Origin of the sequence: Azohydromonas caseinilytica, from assembly GCF_012927045.1 — a bacterium.
GTDB lineage: Bacteria > Pseudomonadota > Gammaproteobacteria > Burkholderiales > Burkholderiaceae_C > Azohydromonas > Azohydromonas caseinilytica.
The window spans coordinates 25,280-52,147 of record NZ_JABBFW010000026.1 but is presented as its reverse complement, the minus strand read 5'-3'; the positions used below and the strand labels follow the sequence as shown (position 1 = coordinate 52,147).

20 protein-coding genes and 2 riboswitches are annotated in these 26,868 nt (G+C 69.1%); of the genes, 11 read left to right on the top strand and 9 right to left on the bottom strand.

The features are described 5' to 3' along the window. Positions 1 to 226: 226 nt before the first annotated feature. Positions 227 to 1,255 carry a substrate-binding domain-containing protein gene (locus HHL10_RS24085; protein ID WP_205833193.1) on the top strand — a complete coding sequence of 343 codons (1,029 nt, stop codon included), beginning with the start codon at positions 227 to 229 and terminating at the stop codon, positions 1,253 to 1,255. 55 nt (positions 1,256 to 1,310) lie between these two features. Here HHL10_RS24085 and HHL10_RS24080 read toward each other — a convergent pair whose 3' ends face one another. From HHL10_RS24080 to HHL10_RS24065, 4 genes are read right to left on the bottom strand one after another with little or no spacing between them, the layout of a single operon-like run. Then, the gene (locus HHL10_RS24080) at positions 1,311 to 2,543 is read right to left on the bottom strand and encodes an ROK family transcriptional regulator (RefSeq protein ID WP_235971767.1); all 1,233 of its coding nucleotides are present in this window, start codon (positions 2,541 to 2,543) and stop codon (positions 1,311 to 1,313) included. A 27-nt stretch (positions 2,544 to 2,570) separates the two neighbouring features. Continuing rightward, entirely contained in the window at positions 2,571 to 3,404 is an 834-nt protein-coding gene (locus HHL10_RS24075; RefSeq protein WP_169162953.1) for an ATP-binding cassette domain-containing protein, read from the bottom strand. Next, positions 3,404 to 4,381, bottom strand: coding sequence for an ABC transporter permease (locus tag HHL10_RS24070; RefSeq protein ID WP_235971766.1), 978 nt, complete (start codon positions 4,379 to 4,381; stop codon positions 3,404 to 3,406). The genes HHL10_RS24075 and HHL10_RS24070 overlap by 1 nt, the downstream gene beginning before the upstream one ends. A gap of 8 nt (positions 4,382 to 4,389) precedes the next feature. Next, a complete protein-coding gene (locus HHL10_RS24065) occupies positions 4,390 to 5,379 on the bottom strand; it encodes a sugar ABC transporter substrate-binding protein (protein ID WP_205833192.1) in 990 nt (329 codons plus the stop codon). A gap of 192 nt (positions 5,380 to 5,571) precedes the next feature. Between HHL10_RS24065 and HHL10_RS24060 the strand changes: the two genes are divergently transcribed. The 7 genes from HHL10_RS24060 (at position 5,572) to HHL10_RS24030 (ending at position 17,892) form a co-directional block, all read left to right on the top strand. Then, positions 5,572 to 6,498 carry a carbohydrate kinase family protein gene (locus HHL10_RS24060; RefSeq protein WP_169162951.1) on the top strand — a complete coding sequence of 309 codons (927 nt, stop codon included), beginning with the start codon at positions 5,572 to 5,574 and terminating at the stop codon, positions 6,496 to 6,498. Positions 6,499 to 6,669: 171 nt separating this feature from the next. Then, positions 6,670 to 8,151 carry a glucose-6-phosphate dehydrogenase gene (zwf, locus tag HHL10_RS24055; protein ID WP_169162950.1) on the top strand — a complete coding sequence of 494 codons (1,482 nt, stop codon included), beginning with the start codon at positions 6,670 to 6,672 and terminating at the stop codon, positions 8,149 to 8,151. 101 nt (positions 8,152 to 8,252) lie between these two features. Further along, entirely contained in the window at positions 8,253 to 9,875 is a 1,623-nt protein-coding gene (locus HHL10_RS24050) for an NADP-dependent glyceraldehyde-3-phosphate dehydrogenase (RefSeq protein ID WP_169162949.1), read from the top strand. 26 nt (positions 9,876 to 9,901) lie between these two features. Beyond that, positions 9,902 to 11,494, top strand: coding sequence for a glucose-6-phosphate isomerase (pgi, locus tag HHL10_RS24045; RefSeq protein WP_169162948.1), 1,593 nt, complete (start codon positions 9,902 to 9,904; stop codon positions 11,492 to 11,494). A gap of 264 nt (positions 11,495 to 11,758) precedes the next feature. Next, positions 11,759 to 13,840, top strand: coding sequence for a CHASE2 domain-containing protein (locus tag HHL10_RS24040; RefSeq protein ID WP_169162947.1), 2,082 nt, complete (start codon positions 11,759 to 11,761; stop codon positions 13,838 to 13,840). Positions 13,841 to 13,964: 124 nt separating this feature from the next. Continuing rightward, positions 13,965 to 17,321 (top strand): FecR domain-containing protein, encoded by a 3,357-nt coding sequence (locus HHL10_RS24035; protein WP_169162946.1) that lies wholly within the window; start codon positions 13,965 to 13,967, stop codon positions 17,319 to 17,321. A gap of 52 nt (positions 17,322 to 17,373) precedes the next feature. Continuing rightward, entirely contained in the window at positions 17,374 to 17,892 is a 519-nt protein-coding gene (locus HHL10_RS24030; protein WP_169162945.1) for a hypothetical protein, read from the top strand. A 306-nt stretch (positions 17,893 to 18,198) separates the two neighbouring features. Here the strand turns inward: HHL10_RS24030 and wrbA are convergent, their stop codons facing one another. The 3 genes from wrbA to HHL10_RS24015 form a co-directional block, all read right to left on the bottom strand. Beyond that, positions 18,199 to 18,798, bottom strand: a complete 600-nt coding sequence (gene wrbA / locus HHL10_RS24025; RefSeq protein WP_169162944.1) for an NAD(P)H:quinone oxidoreductase — start codon at positions 18,796 to 18,798, stop codon at positions 18,199 to 18,201. Positions 18,799 to 18,919: 121 nt separating this feature from the next. After that, on the bottom strand, positions 18,920 to 19,351 hold the full coding sequence (locus HHL10_RS24020; RefSeq protein ID WP_169162943.1) for a DoxX family protein: 432 nt from the start codon (positions 19,349 to 19,351) through the stop codon (positions 18,920 to 18,922). A gap of 44 nt (positions 19,352 to 19,395) precedes the next feature. Beyond that, on the bottom strand, positions 19,396 to 20,118 hold the full coding sequence (locus HHL10_RS24015) for a pirin family protein (RefSeq protein ID WP_169162942.1): 723 nt from the start codon (positions 20,116 to 20,118) through the stop codon (positions 19,396 to 19,398). Positions 20,119 to 20,260: 142 nt separating this feature from the next. Here HHL10_RS24015 and HHL10_RS24010 point away from each other — a divergent pair, with 142 nt between their 5' ends. Together HHL10_RS24010 and HHL10_RS24005 are read left to right on the top strand one after the other, a co-directional pair. Next, on the top strand, positions 20,261 to 21,232 hold the full coding sequence (locus HHL10_RS24010) for a LysR substrate-binding domain-containing protein (protein ID WP_169162941.1): 972 nt from the start codon (positions 20,261 to 20,263) through the stop codon (positions 21,230 to 21,232). A 28-nt stretch (positions 21,233 to 21,260) separates the two neighbouring features. Continuing rightward, a complete protein-coding gene (locus HHL10_RS24005) occupies positions 21,261 to 22,685 on the top strand; it encodes a diguanylate cyclase domain-containing protein (RefSeq protein ID WP_169162940.1) in 1,425 nt (474 codons plus the stop codon). 51 nt (positions 22,686 to 22,736) lie between these two features. Here HHL10_RS24005 and HHL10_RS24000 read toward each other — a convergent pair whose 3' ends face one another. Further along, a complete protein-coding gene (locus HHL10_RS24000) occupies positions 22,737 to 23,360 on the bottom strand; it encodes a 3'-5' exonuclease (RefSeq protein WP_169162939.1) in 624 nt (207 codons plus the stop codon). Positions 23,361 to 23,725: 365 nt separating this feature from the next. Beyond that, positions 23,726 to 23,809: riboswitch (cyclic di-GMP riboswitch) on the top strand. Between the two features lie 75 nt (positions 23,810 to 23,884). Here HHL10_RS24000 and HHL10_RS23995 point away from each other — a divergent pair. Beyond that, positions 23,885 to 24,586, top strand: coding sequence for a PEP-CTERM sorting domain-containing protein (locus HHL10_RS23995; RefSeq protein WP_169162938.1), 702 nt, complete (start codon positions 23,885 to 23,887; stop codon positions 24,584 to 24,586). Positions 24,587 to 24,757: 171 nt separating this feature from the next. On the opposite strand, the gene HHL10_RS23990 is transcribed toward HHL10_RS23995, so the two are convergent. Continuing rightward, positions 24,758 to 26,566 (bottom strand): S8 family serine peptidase, encoded by a 1,809-nt coding sequence (locus HHL10_RS23990; RefSeq protein WP_310734668.1) that lies wholly within the window; start codon positions 26,564 to 26,566, stop codon positions 24,758 to 24,760. Positions 26,567 to 26,682: 116 nt separating this feature from the next. Beyond that, positions 26,683 to 26,769: riboswitch (cyclic di-GMP riboswitch) on the bottom strand. Positions 26,770 to 26,868: the final 99 nt, after the last annotated feature.

Sequence of the window (26,868 nt, the reverse complement as noted above, 5' to 3'; positions counted from 1 at the left end):
GACACCGGCCTTCGATCTTTCAAATGCCTTGACCCAAAGCGCTTTGAATGCATCTCTAGGGTAGTCAAAGCGCTTTGGATAAAGCATGGTATTTACCCGTAGTGCTCAGTGTTCCGCCCTTGGCCGCCGCAGGATTCCAGATCAGCGTGCTACGATCCAAACCGCTTTAGATGCCGTGTAACGCACGGTGCACGAACCAGAACCGAAGCTCGCAGGAGGCATGGCCTTGAAGGTGAATCTCAAAGTGCTGTCCCAGTCGCTGGGCCTGTCGCAGACGACGGTGTCGCGGGCGCTGGGGGGTTATTCGGATGTCAGCCCGGTGACGCGCCAACGCGTGTTGGAGGCGGCCCGGGCTTCGGGCTACCAGCCCGACACCACGGCGCGGCGGCTGGCCACGGGCCGGGCCGAGGCGGTGGGCATCATTTATCCCTTCGGCGACAGCGGCTTGGGCGATCCGCGCTTCGTGGAGGTGATGGGCGGGCTGTCGGACGGGCTGGCCGAGGCCGGCATGGAGCTGATGATCGCGGCGGCGCGCCCGGCCACCGAGCTGGACAGCTACCGCCGCCTGACCAGCGCGCGCAGCGTCGATGCCCTGATCGTGGCCAACACGCGGCTGGCGGACGAGCGCATCCGCTTCCTGCAGCAGCGCAAGTTCCCCTTCGTGGCCTACGGGCGCACGGACAGCGCCATGCCCTATGCCTGGTTCGATTTCGACAACGAGGCCGGCGCGCGGCTGGCGACCGAGCGGCTGCTGGGCTTCGGGCACCGGCGCATCGCGCTGATCCATGCGCCCGTGAGCATGACCTTCGCCGCGCAGCGCCACGCGGGTTACCTGGCGGCGATGCGCGCCGCCGGCCTGGAGCCCGACCCGGCGCTGGTGGTGGAGGTGCCGCTGGACCGCCACGGCGCCTATGAGGCCACGCGCCGCCTGCTGGCGCTGCCCGAAGGGCCCACGGCGCTGCTGGTGGACAACAACCTCAGCGGCGTGGGGACGCTGCGCGCGCTCATGGAAAGCGGCTGGCAGCCGGGCCGGGGCGGGCCGTCGCTGATCGTCTACGACGGCGTGCCCGCCGACCTGCCGCTGCCCTACCGCGTCACCTCGGTGGAGCAGCCCACCGGCGTGGAAAGCGGCCGCGCCATCGCGCAGCTGGTGCTCAACCTGCTGGCCGGCGAGCCGGTGGACAAGCTGCACCAGCTGGCGCAACCGGTGATCGCGCCGGGGGACACGGACGGGCCCGTCGCGCACCGGGGTTGAGGACATCGCCACCGCCATGCTGCTGTCCCTGTGACGCCTGCCTTGCCCGAAGCGCTCAGCCGTCGATCTTGAGAAACAGGTCGCGGTCCGGCGCGAAGTTGGCGTACAGCGGCAGCAGCGCCGCGCCGATGGCGCGCGCGTCGGCGCCGATGGTGCCGGCCGCCAGCTGTGGCCGCGCCACGCCTTCCCAGCTGTAAAGCGCCATCGCCTGCTCCACCGCGCGCAGCAGCGCCTGCAGCAGCTCGCGGTCGAAGGCGCCATCCACGATCACGCCCTCCAGGTCCAGCAGGCAGGTGGCCGCATTCGCCGCCATGGCGATGGCCCGCCCCGCCTGCTGCAGCCAAGCCTCGGTGTGCTCGCGCCACGGCGCCTGCAGCGCCTGGCCCTGGGCCAGCGCGTCGGCCGCCAGCCCGGCCTGGCGCCAGCGCTGCTCCAGGCCCAGCAGCGAGGCCACGCTGAGCAGTTGCGCCGGCATCGACGCACCCGCGCCCGCCAACCCCAGCGGCAGCGAGCCCACCGCGCCGGCGTTGCCGTGCAGCCCGGCGCGCAGCCGGCTGTCGAGCACCAGCCCGCCGCCGATGAGGGTGTCCACGAACAGGTACAGGAAGCTGTGCACGCTGTGGCCGCGCCCGGCCACCAGCTCGGACACGCAGGCGGCGGCCGTGTCCTTGAGCGCCTGCACCGGCAGCCCGGTGCGCCGCGCCACCTCCTCGTGCAGCTCGATGCCGCTCCAGCGCGCGGCCTGCGCCGGGTCCACGCCCAGCAGCGAGGCCCAGCCGCCCATGGACTGCGGGGCCGCCAGCCCGATGGCGGTGATGCGCTCGCTGCCCTCGGGGCCGAGCTTGCGGCGGATGGACTTCAGCCGGCGCTCGATCTCGGCCAGCACCGTTTCCGGATCGGGAAAGTCGTGCTCCAGCGTCCAGCGCTCGCGCACCGCGCCCACGAAATCCACCAGCACCAGGTCCAGGCTGCGCCGGCCCACGTGCACGCCCACGGCGAAGGCGCCGTCGGGGCGCAGGCCCAGCGGCACCGAGGGCTGGCCCACCTTGCCGCGCACCGGCTCGCCCTTGACCAGCAGCCCCTCCTCCAGCAGCCGCTTGCTGATCTGCGACACGGTCTGCGCCGTCAGCCCGGTCAGGCGCGCCAGGTCGGCGCCCGGCAGCGCGCCGTGCAGCCGGATCGCGTGCAGCACCACGCGCTCGTTGTACTGGCGCAGGCCCCCCTGGCTGGAGCCGCGCGGCTTCAGGCGCGGCGCCGGGGCGCTCCGGTCAAGCAGGTCCGTGGTCAAGGCTTCTCCTTCAGAGGGTTGCGGGTCTCAATGGGCCAGGCACTCGGGCGGGATCTCCTCCGGCCGCATGGCGCCGGTCATCACGGCCACCGTGTCGCTCATGCTGATCTTCTTCGGGTCGAGCACCGCGGCGCGCCGGCCCAGCCGCGCGACGTGGATGCGGTCGGCAATCTCGAAGACATGCGGCATGTTGTGGCTGATGAGGACCACCGGCAGGCCGCGGTCGCGCACGCGCCGGATCAGCTCCAGCACCATGTTGCCTTCCTTCACGCCCAGCGCCGCCGTGGGCTCGTCCATGATCACCACATGCCGGGCGAAGGCGGCGGCGCGCGCCACCGCTACGCACTGGCGCTGGCCGCCGGAGAGCGTGGACACCGGCTGCGTCATGGAGCGGATGCCGACCTTGAGGTCGTTCAGGCGCTCGACGCTCTGCTCCAGCATGGTCTTCTTGTCCAGCATGCGCAGCACCTTGCCGCGCCAGTCCGGCAGCCGCAGCTCGCGGCCCAGGAACAGGTTCTCGGCAATCGTCATGTCCGGCGCCACGGCCAGGTCCTGGTACACGGTCTCGATGCCGGCGCGGCGCGCGTCAATGGGGCTGCCGAAGCGCACCGGCTGGCCGTCGAGCAGGATCTCGCCCTCGTCCGGAATCGAGGCCCCCGACAGGCACTTGATGAGGGACGACTTGCCGGCGCCGTTGTCGCCGATCACGGCCAGGATTTCACCCGCACGCAGCTCGAAGTCGGCGCCGTCCAAGGCCGTGACTTGGCCGTAGCGCTTGATCAGGCCGCGGGCCTGCATCACCAGCGGCGCGGTGGCGGCAGCCGGACGGGTGGCGGGGGTGGGTCGGGTCAGCGTTTCCATCAGCGCGCTCCCTTGTGCGAAAGCTGGTCGGCCGCGACGGCCAGGATGACGAGGATGCCGGTGACGAGCACCTGGTAGATCGAGGACACGCCCATGAGCGTCAGGCCGTTGCGGAACACGCCCACGATCAGCGCGCCCACCAGCGTGCCCAGCACCGCGCCGCGCCCGCCGAACAGGCTGGTGCCGCCCAGCACCACGGCGGTGATGGCGTCCAGGTTCTCGGTCTGTCCCGCGTTGGGGTCGCCCACGCCGGTGCGGCCCACCGACAGCAGCGCCGCCAGCCCGTAGAACAGGCCCGCGAGCGCGTACACGCCCAGCAGCACGCGCTGCGTCGGGATGCCGGTCAGCCGCGTGGCCTCGGGGTTGTTGCCTACGGCATAGACATGGCGCCCGCGCGCCGTCTCCTTCAGCGCGAACCAGGTGATGCCGTACAGCGCCAGCATCAGCAGCACGCCCCAGGCCATCGAGGTGCCGCCCAGGCTGAAGGTGTCGCCCAGGGCGATCATGGACGGCGGCAGGTCGGTGATGGTCTGCGACTGCGAATACAACTGCGTGATCGCGAAGGCGATGTTCATGGTGCCCAGCGTCACGATGAAGGGCGGCAGCTTCACCTTGGTCACCAGCAGGCCGTTGAGCAGGCCGAAGGCGCTGGTGACGGCCAGCCCGCAGGCCACGGCCGCGGCCGGCGGCAGGCCCAGCTCGGTGGCGAACTTGCTCATCACGATGCCGCCCAGCGCCATCACCATGCCGCAGCTCAGGTCGATGCCGGCGGTGAGGATGATCAGCGTCTGGCCGATGGCGATCACGCCCACCACCATCACCTGTTGCAGGATCAACGCCAGGTTGGCGCCGGTGAGGAAGCGGTCGCTCTGCGTGGCGAAGAAGGCGCAGGCGGCCAGCAGGGCCAGCAGCGGCCCCAGCGCCGCCAGCGGCGGCAGGTGGCGCGCGGACTTGGCGCCGAAGGTCGAGGTGTTCAAGGCAAGGCTCATTTCTTTCCCCAGCAGAGTTCAAGGCCCTTGGCGACGTCGAGGCTGGCGACGCCTTCCACGGGACGGGCGGTGATCAGGTTCACGCCGGTGTCGGTGAAGCCGGAGAGCTTCCGGCCGCTGCGGGCGTACTCGATGCCCGCCTCCACGCCCATGGCGGCCATGCGCAGCGGGTACTGCTGCGAGGTGGCGGCAATGGCCCCGGCGCCCACGTCGCGCACGCCCTGGCAGCCGCCGTCCACCGAGACGATGACCACGCCCTTGTCCTTGCCCGCGGCGCGCAGCGCCCGGTAGGCGCCGGCCGCGGCGGGCTCGTTGATGGCGTAGACGAGGTTGATGTCCGGGTTCTTCTGCAGGCAGTTCTCCATCACGGTCTGCCCCTTGGCCTGGTCGCCGTAGCTGTCGGCCATGCACACCACCTCGGACGGTTGCGCCAGCAGCTTGCTGTTGATGTCCAGGCTCTTCAGGCCGAAGCCCTGCAGGAAGCCGTTGTGGCGCTGCGCCCCCACCGGGTGGCCGGGGAACAGGTCCAGCGTGGCGATGACGGGCTTGCGGCCATCGAGCGCCGAGCGCGCGTACTGGCCGATGAGCACACCAGCCTTGTAGTTGTCGGTGGCCAGCAGCGCGTCCGTGGCCTCCAGCGGGTCGGTCGGGCTGTCCAGCGCGATCACCTGCACGCCCTTGGCGCGCACGCGGCGCAGCGTCGGCACGATGGCCTTGGCGTCGCTGGGCGTGATCAGGATCGTCCTGGCCCCGGCCGCCACCATGTTCTCCAGCGCCGCCACCTGGCCCAGGTTGTCGCCGTCGGTGCGGCCGGCGGCGGTCAGCAGCACGGCGCCCTGCGCCTTGGCGGCAGCAGCCGCGCCTTCCTTCATCTTCACGAAGAAGGGGTTGGTTTCGGTCTTGGTGATCAGGCCGACCACCGGCGGCGCCGCGGTGGCCGAGAGCGCCGCCACGCTCAGGGCCGCGAGGGCTGTTCGCTTCAGCATGCATGTCTCCTTGGGGACGCCCGCGGTAGCGCTGCTGTCGGCGTCCGGGGTGTGGGAGAAGTCTCGTCCACGCTGTTTAATAAATCAAGCTGATTGATTAATGGAAAACCCGCTGTCGCGGCGCGTCGCTTGGCGGCAGCATGGCGGGCAGGCAAAGGCGCTTTGGATGCGCCGTTTGGCAGGAGAAAAGCGATGTTCATGGTGTGTGGCGAGGCCTTGATGGACGTGTTCAGCGCGGGCGACAGCACCGAAGGGGTGGCGCTGGATGCGCGCGTGGGCGGCTCGCCCTTCAACGTGGCGCGGGGCCTGGCGCGGCTGGGCCGCGAGGTGGGTTTCCTGAGCGCGGTGTCCACCGATTTCCTGGGCGAGCGGCTGATGCGCGCGCTGCGCGAAGAGGGCGTGGACACGCGCTGGATCGCGCGGCTGAACGCGCCCACCACGCTGAGCCTGGTGGGGCTGGACGAGAGCGGCGCCCCGGCTTACGCCTTCCACGGCACGGGCTGCGCCGACCGGCTGCTGCAGCCGCAACACCTGCGCGAGCTGCCGGCCGGGGTGCGGGCACTGCATTTCGGCTCCTACGCCATGGTGGTGGAGCCCAGCGCGAGCACCCTGCGTGCCCTGGCCGCGGCCGAGCGCGGCCGGCGCCTGATCGCCTACGACCCGAACGTGCGCCTGAACGTGGAACCCGACTTGGCGCGCTGGCGCGAGACGGTGGAGGGCATGGCGCGCCAGGCGGACCTCATCAAGGTCAGCGACGAAGACCTGAGCCTGCTCTACCCCAACCGCCCGCCGCAGGCCGTGGCCGATGCCTGGCTCGCCGCCGGCTGCGCGCTGGTGGTGGTGACGCGCGGCGCCGAGGGTGCGCTGGCCTTCCGGCGCGGCGAGCGGCTGCAGGTGCAGGCGCCCGCCACGGTGGTGGTGGACACCGTGGGTGCCGGCGACACCTTCCAGGCCGCGCTGCTGTCGGCGCTGGGTGACTGCGACGCGCTGAGCGCGGCCACGCTGGCGGCGCTGGAGCGCCCGCGGCTGGAGCAGGCACTGCGCTTCGCCGCACGCGCCGCGGCCCTGACCTGCTCGCGCCGCGGCGCCGACCTGCCGCGCGCGGCGGAGCTGCGCTGAGCTTCCTCCCCCGGCCAGCCTGAACCCTCGGCGCAGCCGGAAGCCGCCCCCAGCTCGGCAGCGGTTCCGGACGGCCTCGATTCAAACCGATTTGGCTTCCGGTTTCAAATGAACCGACACCCGCCCGGGCCGGCGCTGGCCCGCCCTTCGACCCAGCCCCTCGGAAACTCCATGTCCTTCGATCTCGTTCTCATCGGCGGCACCGGCGACCTGGCCTGGCGCAAGCTCATGCCGGCGCTGTTCCAGGCCTGGCGCCACGGCTCCCTGCCCGCGGGCGGCCGCATCCTGGCGGTGTCGCGCGAGCCGCTGGACAGCGCCGGCTACCGCGGCTGGCTGCAGCAGCGCTTCAACGACCTGGAAGGGCCTACGCGACCTTCCGCCGAGGCCTTCGACGGCTTCGCCGCGCTGCTGCACTACCTGCAGGTGGACCTGTCCCAGCCTGAGCACTACCGGCGCCTGCAGCAGTGGATCGCCAAGCCGAAGGCCGAGGACGGCCGCGGCGACGGCCCGGCCGGCACGGTGGTGTTCTATCTCGCCACCAGCCCGCACCTGTTCCCGCAGATCTGCGAGCAGTTGGGCGCCGTGGGCCTCAACGGTCCCGAGGTGCGCGTGGTGCTGGAAAAGCCCCTGGGCCACGACCTGGAGAGCGCGCGCGCCATCAACCGCGCCGTGGGCGCCGTGTTCAGCGAGAGCCAGGCGCTGCGCATCGACCACTACCTGGGCAAGTCCGCGGTGCAGAACCTCACCGCGCTGCGCTTCGGCAACGCCCTCTTCGAGCCGCTGTGGCGGCGCGAGAGCATCGCCAGCATCGAGATCACGCTGGCCGAGTCGCTGGGCGTGGGCACGCGCGGCGACTTCTACGACCGCACCGGCGCTTTGCGGGACATGGTCCAGAACCACGCGCTGCAGCTGCTGACCATGATCGCGATGGAGCCCCCGGCGCGCCACGAGGCCGATGCCATCCGCAACGAAAAGCTCAAGGTGCTGCAGGCGCTCAAGCCTTTTGACGCCCACAGCGCCCGGCGCGACGTGGTGCGCGGCCAGTACCGCGCCGGCGTGTGCCAGGGCCGCGCCGTGCCCGGCTACACCGAGGAGGGCAGCGTGCCCGCGCACAGCAGGTGCGAAACCTTCGTGGCGCTGCGCACCGAGGTGCGGAACTGGCGCTGGGCCGGCGTGCCCTTCTACCTGCGCACCGGCAAGCGGCTGGCGGCGGGCAGCGCGTACATCGTCGTGAACTTCCGCGCCGTGCCGCACCCGATCTTTCCGGGCCCGCACCCGGCCAACAAGCTCGTCATCAAGTTGCAGCCCGAGGACGGGCTGGAGCTGCACCTGCTCGCCGCCAAGGGCGCTTCGGGCTTGGAGACGCTGGCGCCGGTGAGCCTGGACCTGGACTTCGACAAGGCCTTCCTCGAGGACCGCGTCGGCGCCTACGAGCGGCTGTTGCTGGAGGCCATCCACGGCCGGCTCAACCTGTTCGTGCGCAGCGACGAGCAGGAGGAGGCCTGGCGCTGGGTCGAGCCCGTGCTGCAGGCCTGGCGCGAGGACGACGCCGCCGGGCTGGGCCCGCGCCCCTACGCCGCGGGCAGCTGGGGCCCGGCCAGCGCCAGCGCGCTGGTGGCCAGAGACGGGTTCAGCTGGGCCGAGGAGCAGTGAACCCCCGGGCCGCCGCCTGCCGGCGGCCGATCCCGCAAGGCGCCCGTATCCGCGGCGCGCGCCCAAGCCCCGTCCCCCCGCGGACAACAGGAGCACACACCATGGACCCCACCCTGCAAGCCCTCTTCCCCGGCGCCGACCGGATTCCCGAGGCGCACCGCCTGCCCGCGCCCATCCACCAGCGCGAGTCCGTGGTCGGCGGCGAACTCGTGCCCTGGCGCGGCGAGTGCCGCACCGTGCTGTCGCCGGTGTGCGTGCGCCAGGCCGACGGCCGCGTGGCGCAGCTCGAGATCGGCAGCGTGCCGGTGATGGGCGTGGAAGAAAGCGACCAGGCCCTGGCCGCGGCCGTGCGCGCCTGGGACCACGGCCGCGGCGAGTGGCCCACCATGAGCACGGCCCAGCGCATCGCCTGCATGCAGGATTTCGTTCGCCGCATGGCCGCGCAGCGCGACACCGTGGTGCGGCTGATCATGTGGGAGATCGGCAAGAGCCTGGCCGACTCGCGCAAGGAGTTCGATCGCACGCTGGAGTACATCGAGGCCACCCTGGCCGCGCTGAAGAACCTGGACAACGACAGCTCCCGCTTCGCGCAGGCCGAGGGCTTCATCGGCCAGATCCGCCGCACCCCGCTGGGCGTGGTGCTGTGCATGGGGCCCTACAACTACCCGTTGAATGAAACCTTCGCCACGCTGATCCCGGCCCTGCTCATGGGCAATACCGTGGTGTTCAAGCCGCCGCAGTACGGGACGCTTTTGTTCGCGCCGCTGCTGGAGGCTTTCAGGAGCGCCTTCCCGCCGGGCGTGGTCAACACCCTCTACGCCCCCGGCGCGGTGGCGGTGCCGCGGCTGCTGGCCTCGGGGCAGGTGAACGTGCTGGCGCTCATCGGCTCCAGCAAGGTGGCCGACCACCTCAAGAAGCAGCACCCGCGCTCGCACCGGCTGCGCGCGGTGCTGGGGCTGGACGCCAAGAACGCCGCCATCGTGCTGCCCGACGCGGACCTGGACCTCGCGGTGCGCGAGTGCGTGGCCGGCGCGCTGTCCTTCAACGGCCAGCGCTGCACGGCGCTGAAGATGTTGCTGGTGCACCGTTCCATCGTGCAGCCCTTCCTGCAGCGCCTGAGCGCGGCCATCGATGCCCTGAAGATCGGCATGCCCTGGGAGGACGGCGTGCAGATCACGCCGCTGCCCGGCCCGCACCGCACCGCCTACATGGACGAGGCGCTGCGCGACGCGCGGGACAAGGGTGCGCGGGTGATCAATGCCGGCGGCGGCGAGTCCTGCGCCACGCTCTACCGCCCCGCGCTGGTGTACCCGGTGCGCGAGGGCATGAAGCTCTACCGCGAGGAGCAGTTCGGCCCGCTGGTGCCGGTGGCGGACTTCGAGGACATCGAGGAGGCGCTGCAGTACGTGGTCACCTCCGAGCACGGCCAGCAGGTCAGCCTCTTCGGCAGTGACCCGGCGCGGCTGGGTGCGTTGATCGACCCGCTGGTCAACCAGGTCTGCCGCGTCAACCTGAACTCGCAGTGCCAGCGCGGGCCGGACGTGTTTCCGTTTGCCGGCCGCAAGGACTCGGCCGAAGGCACGCTCTCCGTCAGCGACGCGCTGCGCGCCTTCTCCATCCGCTCGATGGTGGCCGCCAGGCAGACCGAGGCCAACAAGCAGCTGCTCAACGCCATCGTCGAGGAGCACCACTCGCGCTTCGTGCACACCGGCTTCATCTTCTGAACGACCGCCTCCGCAAGGACATGCCCATGGATTTCCCCCGTTGCGACCGCACCGCCGCTTGGTCCGCACTGAGTGCGCATTTCAGGCAGCACCGCCACGGCTTCGACCTGCGCGAGGCCTTCGCGCAGGACCCGGGCCGCTTCGGGCGCCTGAGCCTGCAGGCGCCGGAGGTCTTCGCCGACCTGTCGAAGAACCTCGTCGAGGAGCGCACGCTGGCGCTGCTGCTGGAGCTGGCGCGCCAGTGCGGCCTGGAAGCCCGGCGCGACGCGATGCTCGCCGGCGCACCGGTCAACCACACCGAGGGCCGCGCCGTGCTGCACACCGCGCTGCGCGCGCCGCGCGGAGAAGGTCCCTTTTCCGACGAGGTGCACGCCACGCTGGACGCGATGCTGGCCTACGCCGAGCAGGTGCGCGCCGACGGACGCATCCGCCACGTGGTGAACATCGGCATCGGCGGCAGCGACCTGGGGCCGCAGATGGTGCTGCCGGCGCTGGACGCCTTCGTGCACGCGGGCCTCGATTTCCACTTCGTCAGCAACGTGGACGGCCACGACCTCGCGCCGGTGCTGCGCCGCCTCCGCCCGGAGGAGACGCTGTTCATCGTGGCAAGCAAGACCTTCACGACGCAGGAGACCATGGCCAATGCCGAGGCAGCCAAGGCCTGGTTCCTGGCCCAGGGCGGCACGGATCTGGCGCGCCACTTCGCCGCCACCACCACCAACGTGCGCGCGGCGGCCGAGTTCGGCATCAGCACCACCTTCGGCTTCCGCGACTGGGTGGGCGGGCGCTATTCGCTGTGGAGCGCCATCGGGCTGCCCATCGCCATCGCGCTGGGCGCGGAGCACTTCCGCGCGCTGCTGGCCGGCGCGCACGCCATGGACCGGCATTTCGCCAGTGAGTCGCTGGAGCGCAACCTGCCGGTGCTGCTGGGCCTGATCGATGTCTGGTACCGCAACTTCCACGGTTTCACGAGCCGCAGCGTCGCGCCCTACCACCAGGGTCTGAAACGCCTGCCGGCCTACCTGCAGCAGCTGGAGATGGAGTCCAACGGCAAGCGCGTCGATGGGGATGGCGAACTGCTGCCCTTCGGCACCAGCCCGGTGGTGTGGGGCGAGCCCGGCACCACCGGCCAGCACGCCTACTTCCAGATGCTGCACCAGGGCACGGACGTGATCCCGGTCGAGTTCATCCTGGTGAAAGAGCCCACGCACGCGCTGCCGGGGCTGCACGAGAAATTGCTGGCCAACGGCCTGGCGCAGAGCCGGGCGCTGATGATCGGCAAGACGGCCCGGCAGGCGCTGCAGGAGAAGGCGCCGACGGCGTCGGAGACGCTGGATGCGCGGGTGCTGGCGCAGCACAGAACCTTCCCCGGCAACCGCCCCAGCACCACGCTGCTGCTGGAGCGGCTCACGCCCTCGGCGCTGGGCGCGCTGATCGCGCTGTACGAGCACCGCGTCTTCACCAGCGGGGCGCTGTGGGGACTCAACAGCTTCGACCAGTGGGGCGTGGAGCTGGGCAAGGCGCTGGCCGGCGACCTGCTGCCGCGGCTGGGGACGGGCGAGACGGCCGGGCTGGACGCTTCCACCGCCGGGCTGCTGGCGCGGCTGCGCGGCCGTTGAGCGGGACCCCGCAGGCCGGCCCCGCCAGGACGCCGGATGATTTGCGCGAGCCTTTTTCCGCCCAAGGCCCCATACCGGACTGCTCAACCAAAGTCACTTGATGAAAGCCGGGCCGGGCACGAACTTGTTCCTGGGTCCCGCCGCCTGCCCGGACCGGCCTGATGGCCTGATGTCCGTCAGCGCCTTTTGAATCCCTGCAAAGCAGGAGGCAGATACTCGGCCAGCTGGTATGGCGGCAAGGCACAAGCGGTCGAAAGGTCGGATATGGACCTGCGCTTGAACGCGGCACTGTGCGAACGCGCAGCGGAATGCCTGCGCCGGGCGCTGGGGCTGGGGATGCTGGTGGCGCTGGCCGGCATCCTGGCGGCGATGAGCCCCTGGGCGCCCGGGCTGGAGGAGAACGCCGGGCTCTCGACCCTGTTCCACCTGCGCGGGCCGCGCCTGCCGCCGGCCGATGTCGTCGTCGTGGCGATCGACCAGCCCTCGGCCCAGGCGCTCGGCCAGCCCCTCAGGCCGGCGGAGTGGCCCCGTTCGTTGCATGCGCGCCTGGTGGAGGTGCTTGCCCAGGCCGGCACGCGCGTCGTCGCCTTCGACCTGCTGTTTGCGACACGGGCCCGCAATCCCGATGACGACGTCCGCTTCGCGGCGGCCATGGCGCACGCGGGCAACGTGGTGCTGCTCGACTTCCTGGAGCAGCAGGGCACCGGGGGCGGCCCATTGAACGTGGAGCAGCGGCTCAAGCCCCTGCCGTGGCTGGCCGATGCGGCGGCGGCGCACGGCCCCTTCCCGCTGCCCAAGGCCGAGCGCGTGCATGGCTACTGGCTGTACAGGCCCGGCGCGGATGGGGCCGCGACGCTGCCCGTGCTGGCCCTGCAGGTCCACGCGGCCGGGAACCCGTTGCAGCAGGTCGTGCAACGCGGCCAGGCCGGCGGTGCCGAGGCCCGGTACCTGGATTTCTACGGCCCGCCCCGCACCGTGCGCACGGTCAGCTACCACGAGGTCCTCGCGGCGGCCGAGCAGGGAGCCACCGGAGCAGCCTGGCTGCGTGACACTTTCAGGAACCGGGCGGTCTTCGTCGGCGTCTCGGCGGCGCATCCTTCGGAGCAGGACCGCATCCGCGATGACTACCAGACGGTCTTCTCGCGCGCCGACGGCCTCTCGCTCAGCGGCGTGGAGATCGCCGCCACCGCGTTCGCCAACCTGCTGGAGGATCGCGCGCCGCGGCCGCTGACGCTCGCGTCGCAATCCGTCCTGTTGCTGGCCTGGGGCGGGCTGCTCGGCCTGCTCTGCACCGCGCCGCGCGCGCGCCATGCCCTGGCGCTGATGGCGCTGGCCAGCGCGGGCTACCTGGCCCTGGCCCAGCACCGCTTCTCGGCCACGGCGCAGTGGCTGCCGCTGGTGGCGCCGCTGCTGGTGCAGGCCCCCCTGGCGCTGTTCGGCGGCGTGCTGTGGCAAGGCCTGACGGAACGGCGCGAGCGCCAGCGGCTCGGCGCCGTGGTGCAGGACCTGCTGCCCCAGGCCGTCGTCGACAAGCTGCTCCACCGCATCCGCCGCGTCGCGCCGGTCGAGCAGGAGATCTTCGGCGCCTTCGTCATGACCGACATCCAGGGCTTCACCACGATCACCGAGCAACTGACGCCGACCGACGCCACGCGCATGCTCAACGACTACTTTGCGCTGGTGTTTCCGCCCATAGAGAAGCACGGCGGCAGCGTCGGCGAGATCGTGGGCGACGCCGTGCTGGCGTTCTGGCTGGCGCCCAGCTGTGACGCCGGTGCCTGCCGCGCCGCGTGCCTGGCCGCGTGGGAGATTGCCTCGCTGACGCGCGATCCGGCCATGCTGCCGGGGTGGCCCCCGCTGCCCACGCGCATCGGCGTCCACGGGGGGCCGCTGACGCTGGCACGCGTGGGCGCCTCGCGGCACCACGAATACCAGGTGGTCGGCGACGCGGCCAACACGGCCAGCCGCATCGAGGCGTTGTCGAAACACCTTGGAACGAAACTGCTGGTGAGCGAGGCGCTCGTGTCCGGGCTGGACGGATTGCTGGTCCGCCCCGTGGGCAGTTTCGTGCTGGCCGGCAAGGCCACGCCGTTGCGGCTGTGGGAACTGCTGGGGCCGGAGCATGAAGCTTCACCAGCGCGGCGCCGCCTGTGCACGGCCTTCGCCGCCGGGCTGGCGGCCTACGAGGCGCGGCGCTGGGACGAGGCCGTGGCGCGCTGGTCCACGCTGCTGGAGGAGTTTCCGGACGACGGGCCCAGCCGCTTCTACCTGGCGCGCGCGCAGCGCCTGGCCGCTGAGCCGCCGCCAGCCGACTGGGATGCCGTCGTGCGCATGTCAACGAAGTAGCTGCCGCGGTTGGCAGGGCCTGCACAGCGGCATATGCTCCGCCGGCCAACGGGTGCGCGGTCTTCTACCAACGAAACCGGGCACGGCCCACGCCGTGCCCGCCCTGTCAATGAAGCATGAGCGCTTGGGATCCCGAACCGGGCATGTGGCCGGCGTCGCAAGGTGGTCGTTGTTGCGATGGAGCCTGGCCTGGGCCGGCCTGCTCTTCCTTGGCGAGGCGCTGGCCGCGGATTGCGCGGTCGCGCTGGCGCGCCTGGTGTCGATCCAGGGTAGCGTCGAGCTGCAACGCGCCCGGAGCGCGCAGTGGTCGGCTGCTGATAGCGACGCGGAGTTGTGTCCCGGCGACACGCTGCGTGTCGGTCCGCGCAGCCGCGCCGCGCTGCGCCTGGCCAACGAGAGCACCCTGCGCCTGGACCAGGACACCACGCTCACGCTGGGCGAGGACGGGGCCCGCATTTCGCTGATCCAGTTGTTGCGCGGCGCATTGAACGTCATCACCCGCACGCCGACGCCATTCCGGGTCCACACCCCGTTCGTCAATGCGGGCGTGGAGGGCACCGAGTTCCTGGTGCGCGCCGATACGGATTCGGCGCAGGTCGCGGTGTTCGAAGGGATGGTTTCCGCAGGCAACGAGTTCGGAACGCTGGCGCTGTCCAGCGGCGAGATGGCCTTGGCGGCGCGCGACAGCGCGCCCAGGCGCGAGCGCATGGTGCGTCCGGCGGACGCCGTCCAATGGGCGCTCTACTACCCCCGCATCATCATCCCCGGCCAGGGCGACGAGGCGGCGCTGCAGGAGGCCGATGCCCTGGCGCGGCGCGGCCGCATCGGCGAGGCCTTCGCCCGGCTCGACGCGGTGCCGCCGGATGCGCGCAGCGTGCGCCACGGCATCTACCGCGCCGAGCTGCTGCTGTCGGTGGGCCGGGTGGACGAGGCCCGGGTGGAGATCGGGCGTGCGCTCGCCGCCGAGCCGCGCTCGGCCGAGGCGCTGGCCTTGCAAGCCATCATCGCGGTCGTGCGCAACGAGGGGGCGCGGGCCCTGGAGCTGGCGCAGGAGGCGGTGCAATCCGCCCCGGGCTCGGCCGCTGCCCGCCTGGCCTTGTCCTACGCGCAGCAGGCGCGCTTCGACATCCCGGCCGCGCTGGCCGGCGCCGAGCAGGCCACGCAGGTGGCGCCGGACGACGCGATCGCCTGGGCCCGCGTCGCCGAATTGCGCCTGGCCCAGGGTGACCTGGATGCGGCCGTGGCCGCCGCCCGGCAGGCCGCGGGCCTCGAACCGGGCCTGGCGCGCACGCAGACCGTGCTCGGCTTCGCGCACCTGACCCGCATCGAGACCGCCGCCGCGCGGCAGGCGTTCCGCACGGCCATCGAGCTGGACCAGGCTGATCCGCTGCCCCGGCTGGGACTGGGCCTGGCGCGCATCCGCGACGGCGAGCTCAGCGCGGGGCGCCAGGAGATCGAGATCGCGGCCAGCCTCGATCCGCTCAACTCGCTCATCCGCAGCTACCTGGGCAAGGCCTATTACGAGGAGAAGCGAAGCGGTCTCGCCGGCAGCCAGTTCGACCTGGCCAAGGCGCTGGACCCGAACGACCCGACGCCGTTCTTCTACGACGCCATCCGCAAGCAGAGCGAGAACCAGCCGGTGCAGGCGCTGCAGGACTTGGAGAAGTCGATAGCGCTCAACGACAACCGGGCGGTCTACCGGTCCAGGTTGCTGCTGGACAGCGACCTGGCGGCGCGCGGGGCCTCGCTGGCCCGCGTCTTTGGCGATCTGGGCTTCAACCGGCTGGCCCTGGTGGAAGGCAGCCAGGCGGTTGCTTCGGACCCGACCAGCGCATCGGCACACCGCTTTCTCTCCGACGCCTACTTGGCCGAGCCGCGCCATGAGATCGCCAGGGTCAGCGAATTGCTGCAATCCCAGCTGCTGCAGCCAATCAGCATTTCACCGATCCAACCCCAGCTCGCGGAGGACAAGAGCTTTTTTCTGCCCAACGCCGGCCCGGCCCGGGCGGGTTTCAACGAGTTCAACCCGACATTTCTGGCCAATCAGATCAGGGCTAACGCGGATGGCATGGTCGGCAGCAGGAACACTTATGGCGATCAAGTGGTGGTATCGGGAATCCAGAACCGCACTTCGTTCAGCCTGGGGCAGCTTCACTTTCGCACAGACGGCTTCGGACCGGATGCGGCATTGAGGCGCAATATCTACAGCGCCTTTGTACAACACTCGTTCTCAGAAAAATTACACGCCCAAATCGAGGCAAGGGAAGCGACAATAAACCGGAAAACCAGATTCTACGAACACGATCCCAATTCTTATTATACGCAACAAGACGACACAGAAACCCGCAGCATCCGCTTGGGCGTCAATCTCACTATCTCACCGCAGTTGCAGGCCATATTTTCTGGAATCCACCAGCGCCAGCAACAGTCCTTCTTCACGAATCAGCTGATCAGAGGAAATCCTCTATTGAGTGAGTTTTCGGAGCTGAGGCGAAGCCACACAGAAGCTTCGACGGCCGAAGTCCAATTTCTTGGCAACGGCACTGGAATTTCCTTCATCGCCGGGGGCAGCTACTTCTCGTCCCGCGCGCACAACCATTCCACCTACGACAGCGACATCTATGAATTTCCTCCTCTTGATATATTCACAGCCGACAAGAAACTTGCACGAAACATCTACTCGTATCTTTATCTCAAGCAACAGTTCTACCAATTGCAGTTCGGCGTCAGCATGGAAGACCTGCGCGAACTGGGTGCTGAGCGCCGAAAAATAAATCCCAAAGCTGGAATCATCATCAACCCAACTCCTTCGCTCACCATCAGGGCTGCTTTTCTCCAGACATTGAAGCGACCATTCATCGCCAATCAGACTATAGAGCCGACACAGGTTGCGGGATTCAATCAGTTTTTCGACGATTTCAACTTGACTTTTTCCCGGCGCTTAGGTATCGCGCTGGATCACAAGTTATCCCCGAATCTGTTCTGGGGTGGAGAATTCACCACGAGACATCTCAAGGTGCCGATACCGGAAGACCGCCCCCAGAAGGAGAGATTTCATCGCATCTATCTTTCGGCTGCGCCTGTGCCTTGGTTTGCAGCGAGCCTCGGGTATGAGCATGAAGATACGCAGTGGTACCCCGGTACTTCACCCGCAGGCTTCATCGATATTTTTACCCGCCGCATTCCGATCGGAGCTTCGTTTTTCTTTGGCAATCTGGCCCTTCAAGTAAACAGCAGTTTTGTCGATCAGCGCTCGAAGTTGGCATTTCTTTCTGGAGGCCCTGATTTGCTTGAGCAGAGGAACCGGTTCGGGATTACCGACCTGCTGGTCAAGTACAGATTGCCGCAGCGCACCGGAATGCTGACAGTGGGTATCAGCAACGTGTTCGACAGGCGGTTGCGCTTCCAGGACATTGACCAGGCAAACCCGCGCTTCGCACCCGAACGGTTTACCTTCGCCCGCCTAAGCATAGCTTTTTAAACATATTGAACCAACAACAGGGAGTGCAGCCAAGGCAAAAAAGGAGAAAGACATGAAAAGCATATTTTCATTGCAAGCCACCCTCAGCATGGCAGTATCAATCACTGCAGTTGCCGCAAGCTTTAACGTCGCCGCGCAAAACAAGGCCGCGCAGAATGAAAAGTTTCCCGCAGGGCCAGCAGCAATCCATATAATCCTAGAAGGAAAAGAAACAGACCTCAAACAGGAATGCAGATTTTTGTCGCCCAAATTGAATAGACTCAAGCTGCAATATATTGACGGATGCGAGGACCGAAAAGAAGGAAAAATCGTCTACATTTTCCAGCAGGACGATTACCTGAGAAATAAAAAGATTTCGAATCTTTTTCTTGAAACATACAATCGACAAGTAGAACAAAGCGCCGCCCAAAATGGAAAAAATGGAAAAACAAGATCCGCCTCCACCACCAGGCCAGAGGAACAAGCTAGCGCACCCGAGGCAAATCTCACGATGAACATCAAACAACTTCTATGTTTGCCACCGCGAAATTGCGGAGACGGGCGCATACGGCCGTGGCCATGTGGATGCTGAACAGGCAGACATCATTCACCACACAGTCCTGTGCCGCTCACTCATTCCAATTACGCATCGCTATTGAAGCAGCCCACTCACGCCAAGGTATTGGAGTGTGAATCCGCGAGGCTGCGATGGCAGCACCACAGCAATGGCCGTTCGTCCTTCAATACCTCAGGACGAACGGAATACTGCAACGACAAGTGCCGAAGGGCAATTAGAGCCCCAAAGTGCTACAGCTTTAGGTCATGCGCCGCGTGGAGATGGCAATCTTTCTCTGATGGCGGGTGAAATTGCCGACCCGTGCAGGACCGGCCTGGGCCATCACCCAAACAGCTTGGCCGCCGTCTTCGCCACCAGTTCGCCCTGGAAGCGGGCGCCGTCGAGCTCGGTGGGCGAGGGCTGGCGCGAGCCGTCGCCGCCGGCGATGGTGGTGGCGCCGTAGGGCGCGCCGCCCACCACCTCGTCCAGCCGCATCTGGCCCTGGAAGCTGTACGGCAGGCCCACCACCACCATGCCGAAGTGCAGCAGGTTGGTGATGATCGAAAACAGCGTCGTCTCCTGCCCGCCATGCTGCGTGGCCGTGGAGGTGAAGGCCGCGCCGACCTTGCCGTGGAGCGCGCCGCGCGCCCACAGGCCGCCGGTCTGGTCTAGGAAAGCCGCCATCTGCGAGGGCATGCGGCCGTAGCGCGTGGGCGCGCCGATGACGATGGCGTCGTACTGCTCCAGCTCGGCCACGCTCGCCAGCGGCGCATCCTGGTCCAGCTTGAAGCCGGCCTTGCGGGCGATGTCCTCCGGCACCGTCTCGGGCACGCGCCGGACGTCCACCGTGGCGCCGGCACCGCGCGCGCCTTCGGCCAACGCGTTGGCCATCTGCTGGATGTGACCGTAGGTCGAGTAGTACAGGACGAGGACTTTGGCCATCAGGAGCTCCTGGGTTCGAGGTTCAGGCGTTTCGCCTGGGGAGAGGCGCGCCGCGGGGCGGCTGCGCCGGCAAGGGTGATGGGGTCAGGCATGGGCGCGGTGGCAAGCGCCGCGCCGCCGTTCAGGCATGAGCGTGACGGGCGCCGCGCGCCAGGCGCGCGTCCAGGCTCAGCGAACCGGCGCCGAAGGCCGAGGCCAGGAACAGGCCGCCGGCAATGGCCAGGTTCTTCATGAACATGAGCTGCTGCACGTAGGCCTGCTCGGCCGGCGCGCTCCAGTAGGCATGGAACAGCACCGCGGCGGCCAGCGTGAACAGGCCCAGCGCCAGCGCCGCCCAGCGCACCTGGAAGCCCAGCGCCAGCGCGAGGCCGGCGCCCAGCTCCAGCAGGCCCGCGCCCAGGGCCAGGAAGCCGGCCAGGGGCAGCCCGGCGCTGGCGATGTAGCCGGCCGTGCCGGGCAGGTCCGAGAGCTTGGCGAAGCCCGAGGTGATGAAGATCAGCGCCAGCAGGATGCGGCCGGCCGGGACGAGGATTTTTTCAAGCGAAGCGTTCATGGCGGGTCTCCAGAAAGTCGTTGCGTGGGTGAACAAGGAACAGCTCAGCGCGCGAGGTCGAACACCAGCACCTCGGCGCCACGGCCCTGGCGCAGCTCCAACCGGGTTTCGCCGTCCAGCAGCGCGGCGTCGCCGGCCGACAGGCGCTGGCCGTTGACCTCGATCTCGCCGCGGGCGACATGCACGTAGGCCAGGCGCTGCGGGTCCAGCGTCTTGCTCGCCGCCTCGTCGCCGTCGAACAGCCCGGCCTCGATCTCGGCATCGGCATTCATGGACAGCGCGCCCGCCGTGCCGTGGCCCGAGACGACGGGCGTGAGCCGGCCGCGGCGCCGCGCGGCGTCGAAGTGCTTCTGCTCGTAGCCTGGCGCCACGCCGCGGTGCCGGGGCAGGAGCCAGATCTGCAGGAAGTGGGTCGTGCGGTCCTTGGCGTGGTTGAACTCGCTGTGCAGCACGCCGGTGCCGGCGCTCATGCGCTGCACGTCGCCGGGGCGGATCACGCCGGCGTGGGCGCCGCCTGCGCGGCCGTTGCCCATGCTGTCCTGGTGCGCCAGCTCGCCGTCGAGCACGTAGCTCACGATCTCCATGTCGCGGTGGCCGTGCGTGCCGAAGCCGCTGCCCGCGGCGACGCGGTCCTCGTTGATGACGCGCAGGTTGCCAAAGCCCATGTGCGCCGGGTCGTGGTAGTCGGCGAAGGAGAAGCTGTGGCGGCTGTCGAGCCAGCCGTGGTTGGCGTGGCCCCGGTCGGACGACTTGCGCAGCGTGATCATGTGGGCTCCTTTGCTTCGATGGTTTCGAATCAGCTTTTGATGCCGTTTCTCAGCGACATGGCCTCATTGTGTTGACGCAGCTCAAGCTATTGACTGAGACTTTTCGACCGTCATCATCGATGCCATCGAAAAAGGAAGAACCATGGGGAAGCTGAGCCTGGAGGGCCTGGAGCTGATCGACGCCATCGCGCGGCGCGGCTCCTTCAGCGCCGCGGCCGACGAGCTGCACAAGGTGCCCTCGACCATCTCCTACACCGTGGCCAGGCTGGAGGAGGAGCTGAAGGTGCAGCTGTTCCGCCGCAGCGGCCCGCGCATCGAGATGACCGAAGCGGGGCGCGAGCTAGTGCGCGAGGGCCGGCTGCTGCTGCAGGCCGCCGCCGACCTGGAGTGCCGCGTGCAGCGCGTGGCCTCCGGCTGGGAGAGCACTTTTCAACTTGCGCTGGACGGGTTGATCCCGACTGAAATCCTGGGGCCGCACATCGCCGCCTTCCACGAGGTGGCGGACGCGACGCGGCTGCGCGTGGTGGAGGAGACGCTCACCGGCACCTGGGAGTCGCTGCTGGATGCGCGCAGCGACCTGGTGCTGGCCGCCGGACCGGGCCCGGCCGGCGGCGGCTACCTGGCGCGCGAGGTGGCGCGGGTGGACTTCTGGTTCTGCGTCGCGCCCTTCCACCCGCTGGCGCGGGAGGCCGAGCCGCTGACCGAGGCGCAGCTGCGCGGCCACCGCGCCGTGGTGGTGGCGGACTCGGCGCGGCACCTGCCGGCGCGCAGCACCGGGCTGCTCAGCGGGCAGCGCACCGTCACCGTGCCGACCCTGCGCGCCAAGCTGGCGCTGCAGCTCGAAGGCGTGGGCGCGGGCTACCTGCCCGCGCTGTGCGCCGAGGCCTACGTGCGCAGCGGCGCGCTGCTGCGCAAGCGCGTGGAGGGCGAGCGCCCGCAGGAGACGCTGAGCCTGGCCTGGCGCGTGGGCGCGCAGGGCAAGGCGCTGGCGTGGTGGAGCGCACGGCTGGGCGAGGCGCAGACCGTTCAAGGCCTGCTGGACAGCGTTGGGCGCCTGCATGGCGGTTCACTCCGCGAGCAGCCCACCTCAATCCCATCACCGGAATGCCGATGAGTGTGGGTTTCACGTTGCTCCCCCCGCCATGGCGTCCGCGATTCCCCAGCTCGATCGGCTTCTCAGCATCATCCAGGCGCAGTCGCAGCTCTCGGATGCCGAGCTGGACCTGGACGCCTTCATGCAGCGCGTCGTGGACAGCGTACAGGCCCTCACCGATAGCGCGGGCGCCGTGGTCGAGCTGGTCGAAGGCGACGCGATGGTCTACCGCTGCGCCAGCGCCTCCTTTGCCGCCCATGCCGGCCTGCGCCTGCGGCGCGGGGGCAGCCTGTCGGGCCTGAGCGTGGCGCAGCGCGCGATCCTGCGTTGCGACGACACCGAGCAGGACCCGCGGGTGGACCGCGAGGCCTGCCGGCGCATCGGCATCCGCTCCATGGTGTGCACGCCGCTGTTCTGCGGCGGCGAGGCGGTCGGGGTGCTGAAGGTGATGGCGCAGGCGCCGCACGGCATCGACGACATGGCGGTGCAGACGCTGGAGCTGATGGCCGCCACGCTGGGCGGGGCGCTGGGGCGCCAGCTGGCCTACGAGCAGCGCCTGCAGATGGCGGCGCAGCTGCACATGAGCGAGGCGCGGCTGCGCGCCATGCTGCTGCACGCCAACGACGCCATCGTGTCGATGGACGCCGCCGGCGTGGTCACGGAGTGGAACCCGGCGGCCGAGCGGCTGTTCGGCTGGCGCGCGGACGAGGCCCTGGGGCAGCCGCTGTCGGCACTGATCATTCCGCCGGCGCTGCGCCAGGCGCACGACGGCGGCATCGCGCGCTTCCTGGCGCGCGGGGGGGCGCTCCGGGCCAGCCGCCTGGAGCTGCCCGCGGTGCACCGCGACGGCCAGCCCATGAGCATCGAGCTGAGCTGGAGCGGCGCGCAGGTCGGCGGCGCCTGGGAGTTCACCGGCTTCATGCACGACATCTCCGAGCGCAAGCGGCTGGAGGCGGCGCTCAGCACCCTGGCGCTGCAGGACCCGCTCACCGGGCTGCTCAACCGGCGCGCCTTCACGGACGCGACCGACAAGGCGCTGCACCACCTCGACCGCCACGGCACGCCCGCGGCGCTGCTGTTCCTGGACCTGGACGGCTTCAAGCGGCTCAACGACACCCGGGGCCACCAGGCCGGCGACGACGCGCTGGTCGCGGTGGCGCAGGCGCTGCGTGGTGGCGTGCGCAAGAACGACGTGGTGGGCCGCCTGGGCGGCGACGAGTTCGTGGTGCTGGCCGACGGCCTGGGCGACGCGGCCCAGGCCCGCGCCATGGCGCAGAAGGTGCTGCAGGCCGTGCGGGAGGCGGTGCCCGGCTCGGGGCTGTCGTGCAGCGTCGGCATCGCGCTGGCCCGCCCGCGGCAGAGCGCCACCGAGCTGCTGCAGCAGGCCGACCAGGCCATGTACGGCGCCAAGCAGCGCGGCCGCGGCGGCATGGCGATGCATGGCGAGGCGCAGCCGGCCGGCGCCGGGGCGTAGCGCGCCGGCGTACCGGCAAGGGCGGCCCTCAAGCCCGTCCGGGCACCCCGATCAGCCCACCGGCAGCGCGGCGCCGGCCGGCGGGAAGCACTGCGCCAGCCTGGCGCGGGGCGTGGCCTGCACGCGCGCCAGCAGGGCATGGCTGACGTCGCCGACGCGGTAGCGCTCGGCCACGTCGGCGCCGATGCGGCACCACAGGTGGCTGGCCATCTCGGCATCGACCATGGCGCGGTGGGCGCGGCCTGACTGGGGCAGGCCCAGCGCATCCACCAGCGTGCCGAGCTTGTGGTTCGCGCAGTCGGGATAGAGGCGCCGCGCCAGCAGCATGGTGCAGGCGAAAGGCGCGTGCGCATCCAGCGCCAGCCGCTGCAGCTCCGCCACCCAGAACTTGCGGTCGAAGGCGGCGTTGTGCGCCACCACCGGCAGCCGGCCGACGAAGCGGGCCGCCTCGCGCATGACCTGGGCCACGGCCGGTGCGCCCGCCACCATGTCGTTGCTGATGCCGGTGAGCTGCGTGACGAAGGCCGGGATGCGGCGGCCCGGGTTCATCAGGCTCTGGAAGCGGTCGACGATGCAACCGTTCTCCACCAGCGCGATCGCCACCTCGGTGGGCCGGTCGCCCTGGCCCGGGCTGATGCCGGTGGTTTCAAAGTCGAGGACTGCGACGCGTTCCATGGGTTTTACGTGAAGGGGCCCAAGGATAGTGAGCCGGCGACGGCTTCCGGCCGACACCCGGGCCTGCGGCGCGACGAATCTCATGCTTTGCACGCCGGCCATCGGAATTGACCAGGCATTAATTCACGGCGTCCATCGAATGAGTGGATTTACGGGGCCGCGCGCCAAAAAGCTTGAAAACCCACGGCGTTGCAGGCAAAAACAGCGCTGGCGTTGCGTATTTTTCCCTCGAAATGTGACGACGCCGCGCCCAATACGGGCAATCAAGCAAACATTTGCTGCAATTTAAAACAATTAATACAGCGCAGAAACGTCTGTATTGATTTGGCATTGTTTGTCTCTTTTCCACGCAAATGGCGATGTTAGCCTTTTCAGGCCACACCCGCCGCGAGACGGGGCCGGAAAGCCGACGGTTCAGTACCTTGAGTATTGAAGGCTGGGTTGCACAGTCTTACGACTGGCTCACGTAATTCCAACTGTTTTACCCACCATCGAGCCTCATCGTGTTTTGAGGGAGAAAACATATGACAACTCAAACTGTACTGGGCAGTTTCATGGGCGCCGTGCTGCTGGCCGGGGCGGCCGTTTCGGCCCATGCCGCGCCCACCGCGGGGTCGAGCGGCTACTGCAGCAACAACAGCGCCTCGACGCTGATGCAGGCCAGCGACCTGACCTATGGCGTGAACCCGGCCGCGGGCACCTCGGCCAGCCATGACTGCTATGGCCTCGTGTTTTCCGACAACGACTCGGCCGCCAAGGTCAACGGGCTGCTCAAGGACACCTGGGGCAACGGCTGGTCGCTGGCCGCCAAGGACGACATCAGCAGCAGCGAATCGCACAATGTCCTGGGCATCGATTTCTCGGTGAAAGCCAATGCAGGCACCTCCGGCACCTGGTCGCTCGGCGGCACCGGTTCCTCGCTGCCGGGCACGGTGTGGCTGGATTTGGTGGGCGTGCTCAAGGCCGGCAATGACTACGCCCTGTATTACTTCGACGACGTGGCTTTCGACGGCTCGGCCGGCGGCTCGTGGGATGCGCCCTTCGTCAACAAGCAGGGCCGTCCCCTGAATCTTTCGCACCTGAGCATTTACGTGCGCGAGGGCGATAACCCGTCGCCGCCGAGCGAAGTGCCCGAGCCCGCCTCGCTGGCGCTGGTGGGCCTGGGTTTGCTTGGCGTGGGCGTGAGCCGGCGCGGCCGCCACAAGGCTGAAAAAACCGCGGCCTGATATCCCGTCGGGTATTCGCCGGGCCGGAATTACCCTCCTTGAGACCTGAAGCCATCGGGTCATCCATGCGCCCACCTTGAGCCAAGGTTTCAATTCATATTCCGGACCGGGCAAAAAGCTCGACCGCCAAACGCCTGCAAATCATGTTGCAGGCGTTTTGCTTTGGGAGGCTCAATTCGTCGTGACCAGGGTGGTGGTCGAGGCGGTATTGCCGGCCGCGTCCCTGGCGCGCGCCTCGATCACGTGCGTGCCGGCGGCCACCTTGCGGGCATTCCAGCTGAAGGACAGGGTGGAGCCCTTGCCGCTGGCCTTGAGCACGTTGTCCACGTAGATCGACTGTTCGATGCCGGCCGCGCCGCCGTTGTCCGAAGCGTTGGTGCTGACGCTCACCGTGCCGGCCACCGGCCCGGGCACTGGCGTGACGATGCTGAGCGTGGGTGCGGTGCTGTCCGCCATCGCCGACACCAGGGCATTGGAGACGCTGACCACCACGGCGCTGGAGGTGCCGCGGTTGCCCGCCGCGTCGAAGGCCACGGCCGTGACGGAGGCCGAGCCGTTGGGCACGCCGCTGCTGTCCCAGCTGAAGCCGTAGGGCGCCGTCGAGTCGATGGCCACGGTCGTGCCGTTGACCTGCAGCTCCACGCGGGCCACGCCGACGTTGTCGCTGGCCGCCACGTCGATGGGCACCAGCCCGCTGACCACGCTGCCGCCGGCCAGGTTGGTGATGCCCGCCACCGGCGGCTGGGTGTCCGGCGCCGGGGTGACGCTCAGCGCCGCGCGCATGGCGGCGGCGGCGTCGATGCGGCCGTAGCCGTAGTACGGGTCGCGCCCGGCGGCGCCCAGGTCGATGGCCGTGCGGTAGAGCAGGTCCTCCACCTGCGTGCTGGAGAGTTCCGGCCGCGCCGACATCAGCAGCGCGGCGGTGGCGGCGGTCACCGGGCTGGCGAAGGAGGTGCCGTCCACCGCGGCGTAGCCGCCGCCGCGGGTCGTGGTGTAGATCGACACGCCCGGCGCCGCCAGCGCCACGGCGGGCCCGTAGCTCGACCAGCTGGCCCGCGCGTTGGCGGAGTTGGTCGCGGCCACCGTGATCAGACTGGTCGTGGCGGCGGCCGTGTTCTGCGTGCCGGTGTTGCCGGCGCTCATCATCACCAGGCCGTTCTTGTCCTTCATGTACTGGGCCGCACTCTTGACGCTGAAGCGGTCGTACATGGCGAAGCTGGCGTTGGCCACGCGCGCTCCCCGGTCGGCGGCATAGGTGAGGCCTTGCGCGACCGTGCTGGTGTAGGCCAGGCCGCTGGTGTCCGTGACGCGGATCGGCATGAGGCGCGCGCCGCCGGCCACGCCGGCCACGCCCGCGCCGTTGTTGGCCACCGCGGCGGCCGCGCCGGCCACCTTGGTGCCGTGGCCGTAGACGTCGCGGGTGTCGCTGTTGTTGTCGTAGAAGTTCCAGCCCGGCACCAGCGCCGCGGCCAGGTCGGCATGGGTGGCGTCCACGCCGGAATCGAGGATGGCGATGGTCACGCCCGTGCCCAGCGTGGTGTCCCAGGCCGCGGGCACGCCGATGTTGGCCAGGTGCCACTGGCTGCCGGCATAGGGATCGTTGGTCGCGAACGACGGTGCCACCCGGTAGTCCAGCTCGGCGAATTTCAGGTGCGGATTGCGCGCGAGCACGTTCACCACGGCCTTCTCGGACAGGCCCGGCGGCAGATCGACGATGTGCAGCTCGCTCTGGCCCACCTTGCGGGCCTTGGCGCCGTGCACCTTCAGCAGGGCGCGCAGCGCGTGAGCGGGCAGTCCGGCGCGCGGCATGATGAGCACCCGGCCCGGCGCGTAATCCTGGCTGTCGCCCGGCGCGGCAGGCGCCGCGGCAGCGCTGCAGGCCAGCCCCGCCAGCAGGGCGGCAGCGGCGATGACCTTGAAAACGGCGGCATTTTTGGAATTGCCGCGCCCGGAATGCAGACGGAATTTCGAGTGGCGCACGATAGTTTCCTGTTGGGTCCTCGGCCCACACAGGAAACACGACTGCAGAACTGCGCTCCGCCCATCAGGCGGCCGTGCCCAGCACGCGGCACATTCGTGCCGCGCGAATCAAATGCTCTGGCAGTCCCGCTATCCTGGGGCCGAAGCCCTGTAGACCGGAGACTTTGCGTCCCTCCCTTTCGAGAGGTTTGCCCTTGTCTGGTAAATGACGGCCGTACCTTAATCCCGCCGGCGCTGCATTTTTTTACACCGGCGCGGCCATATGTGACCTCCATCACGGGCGGCGGGCAAGTTACCTTTTG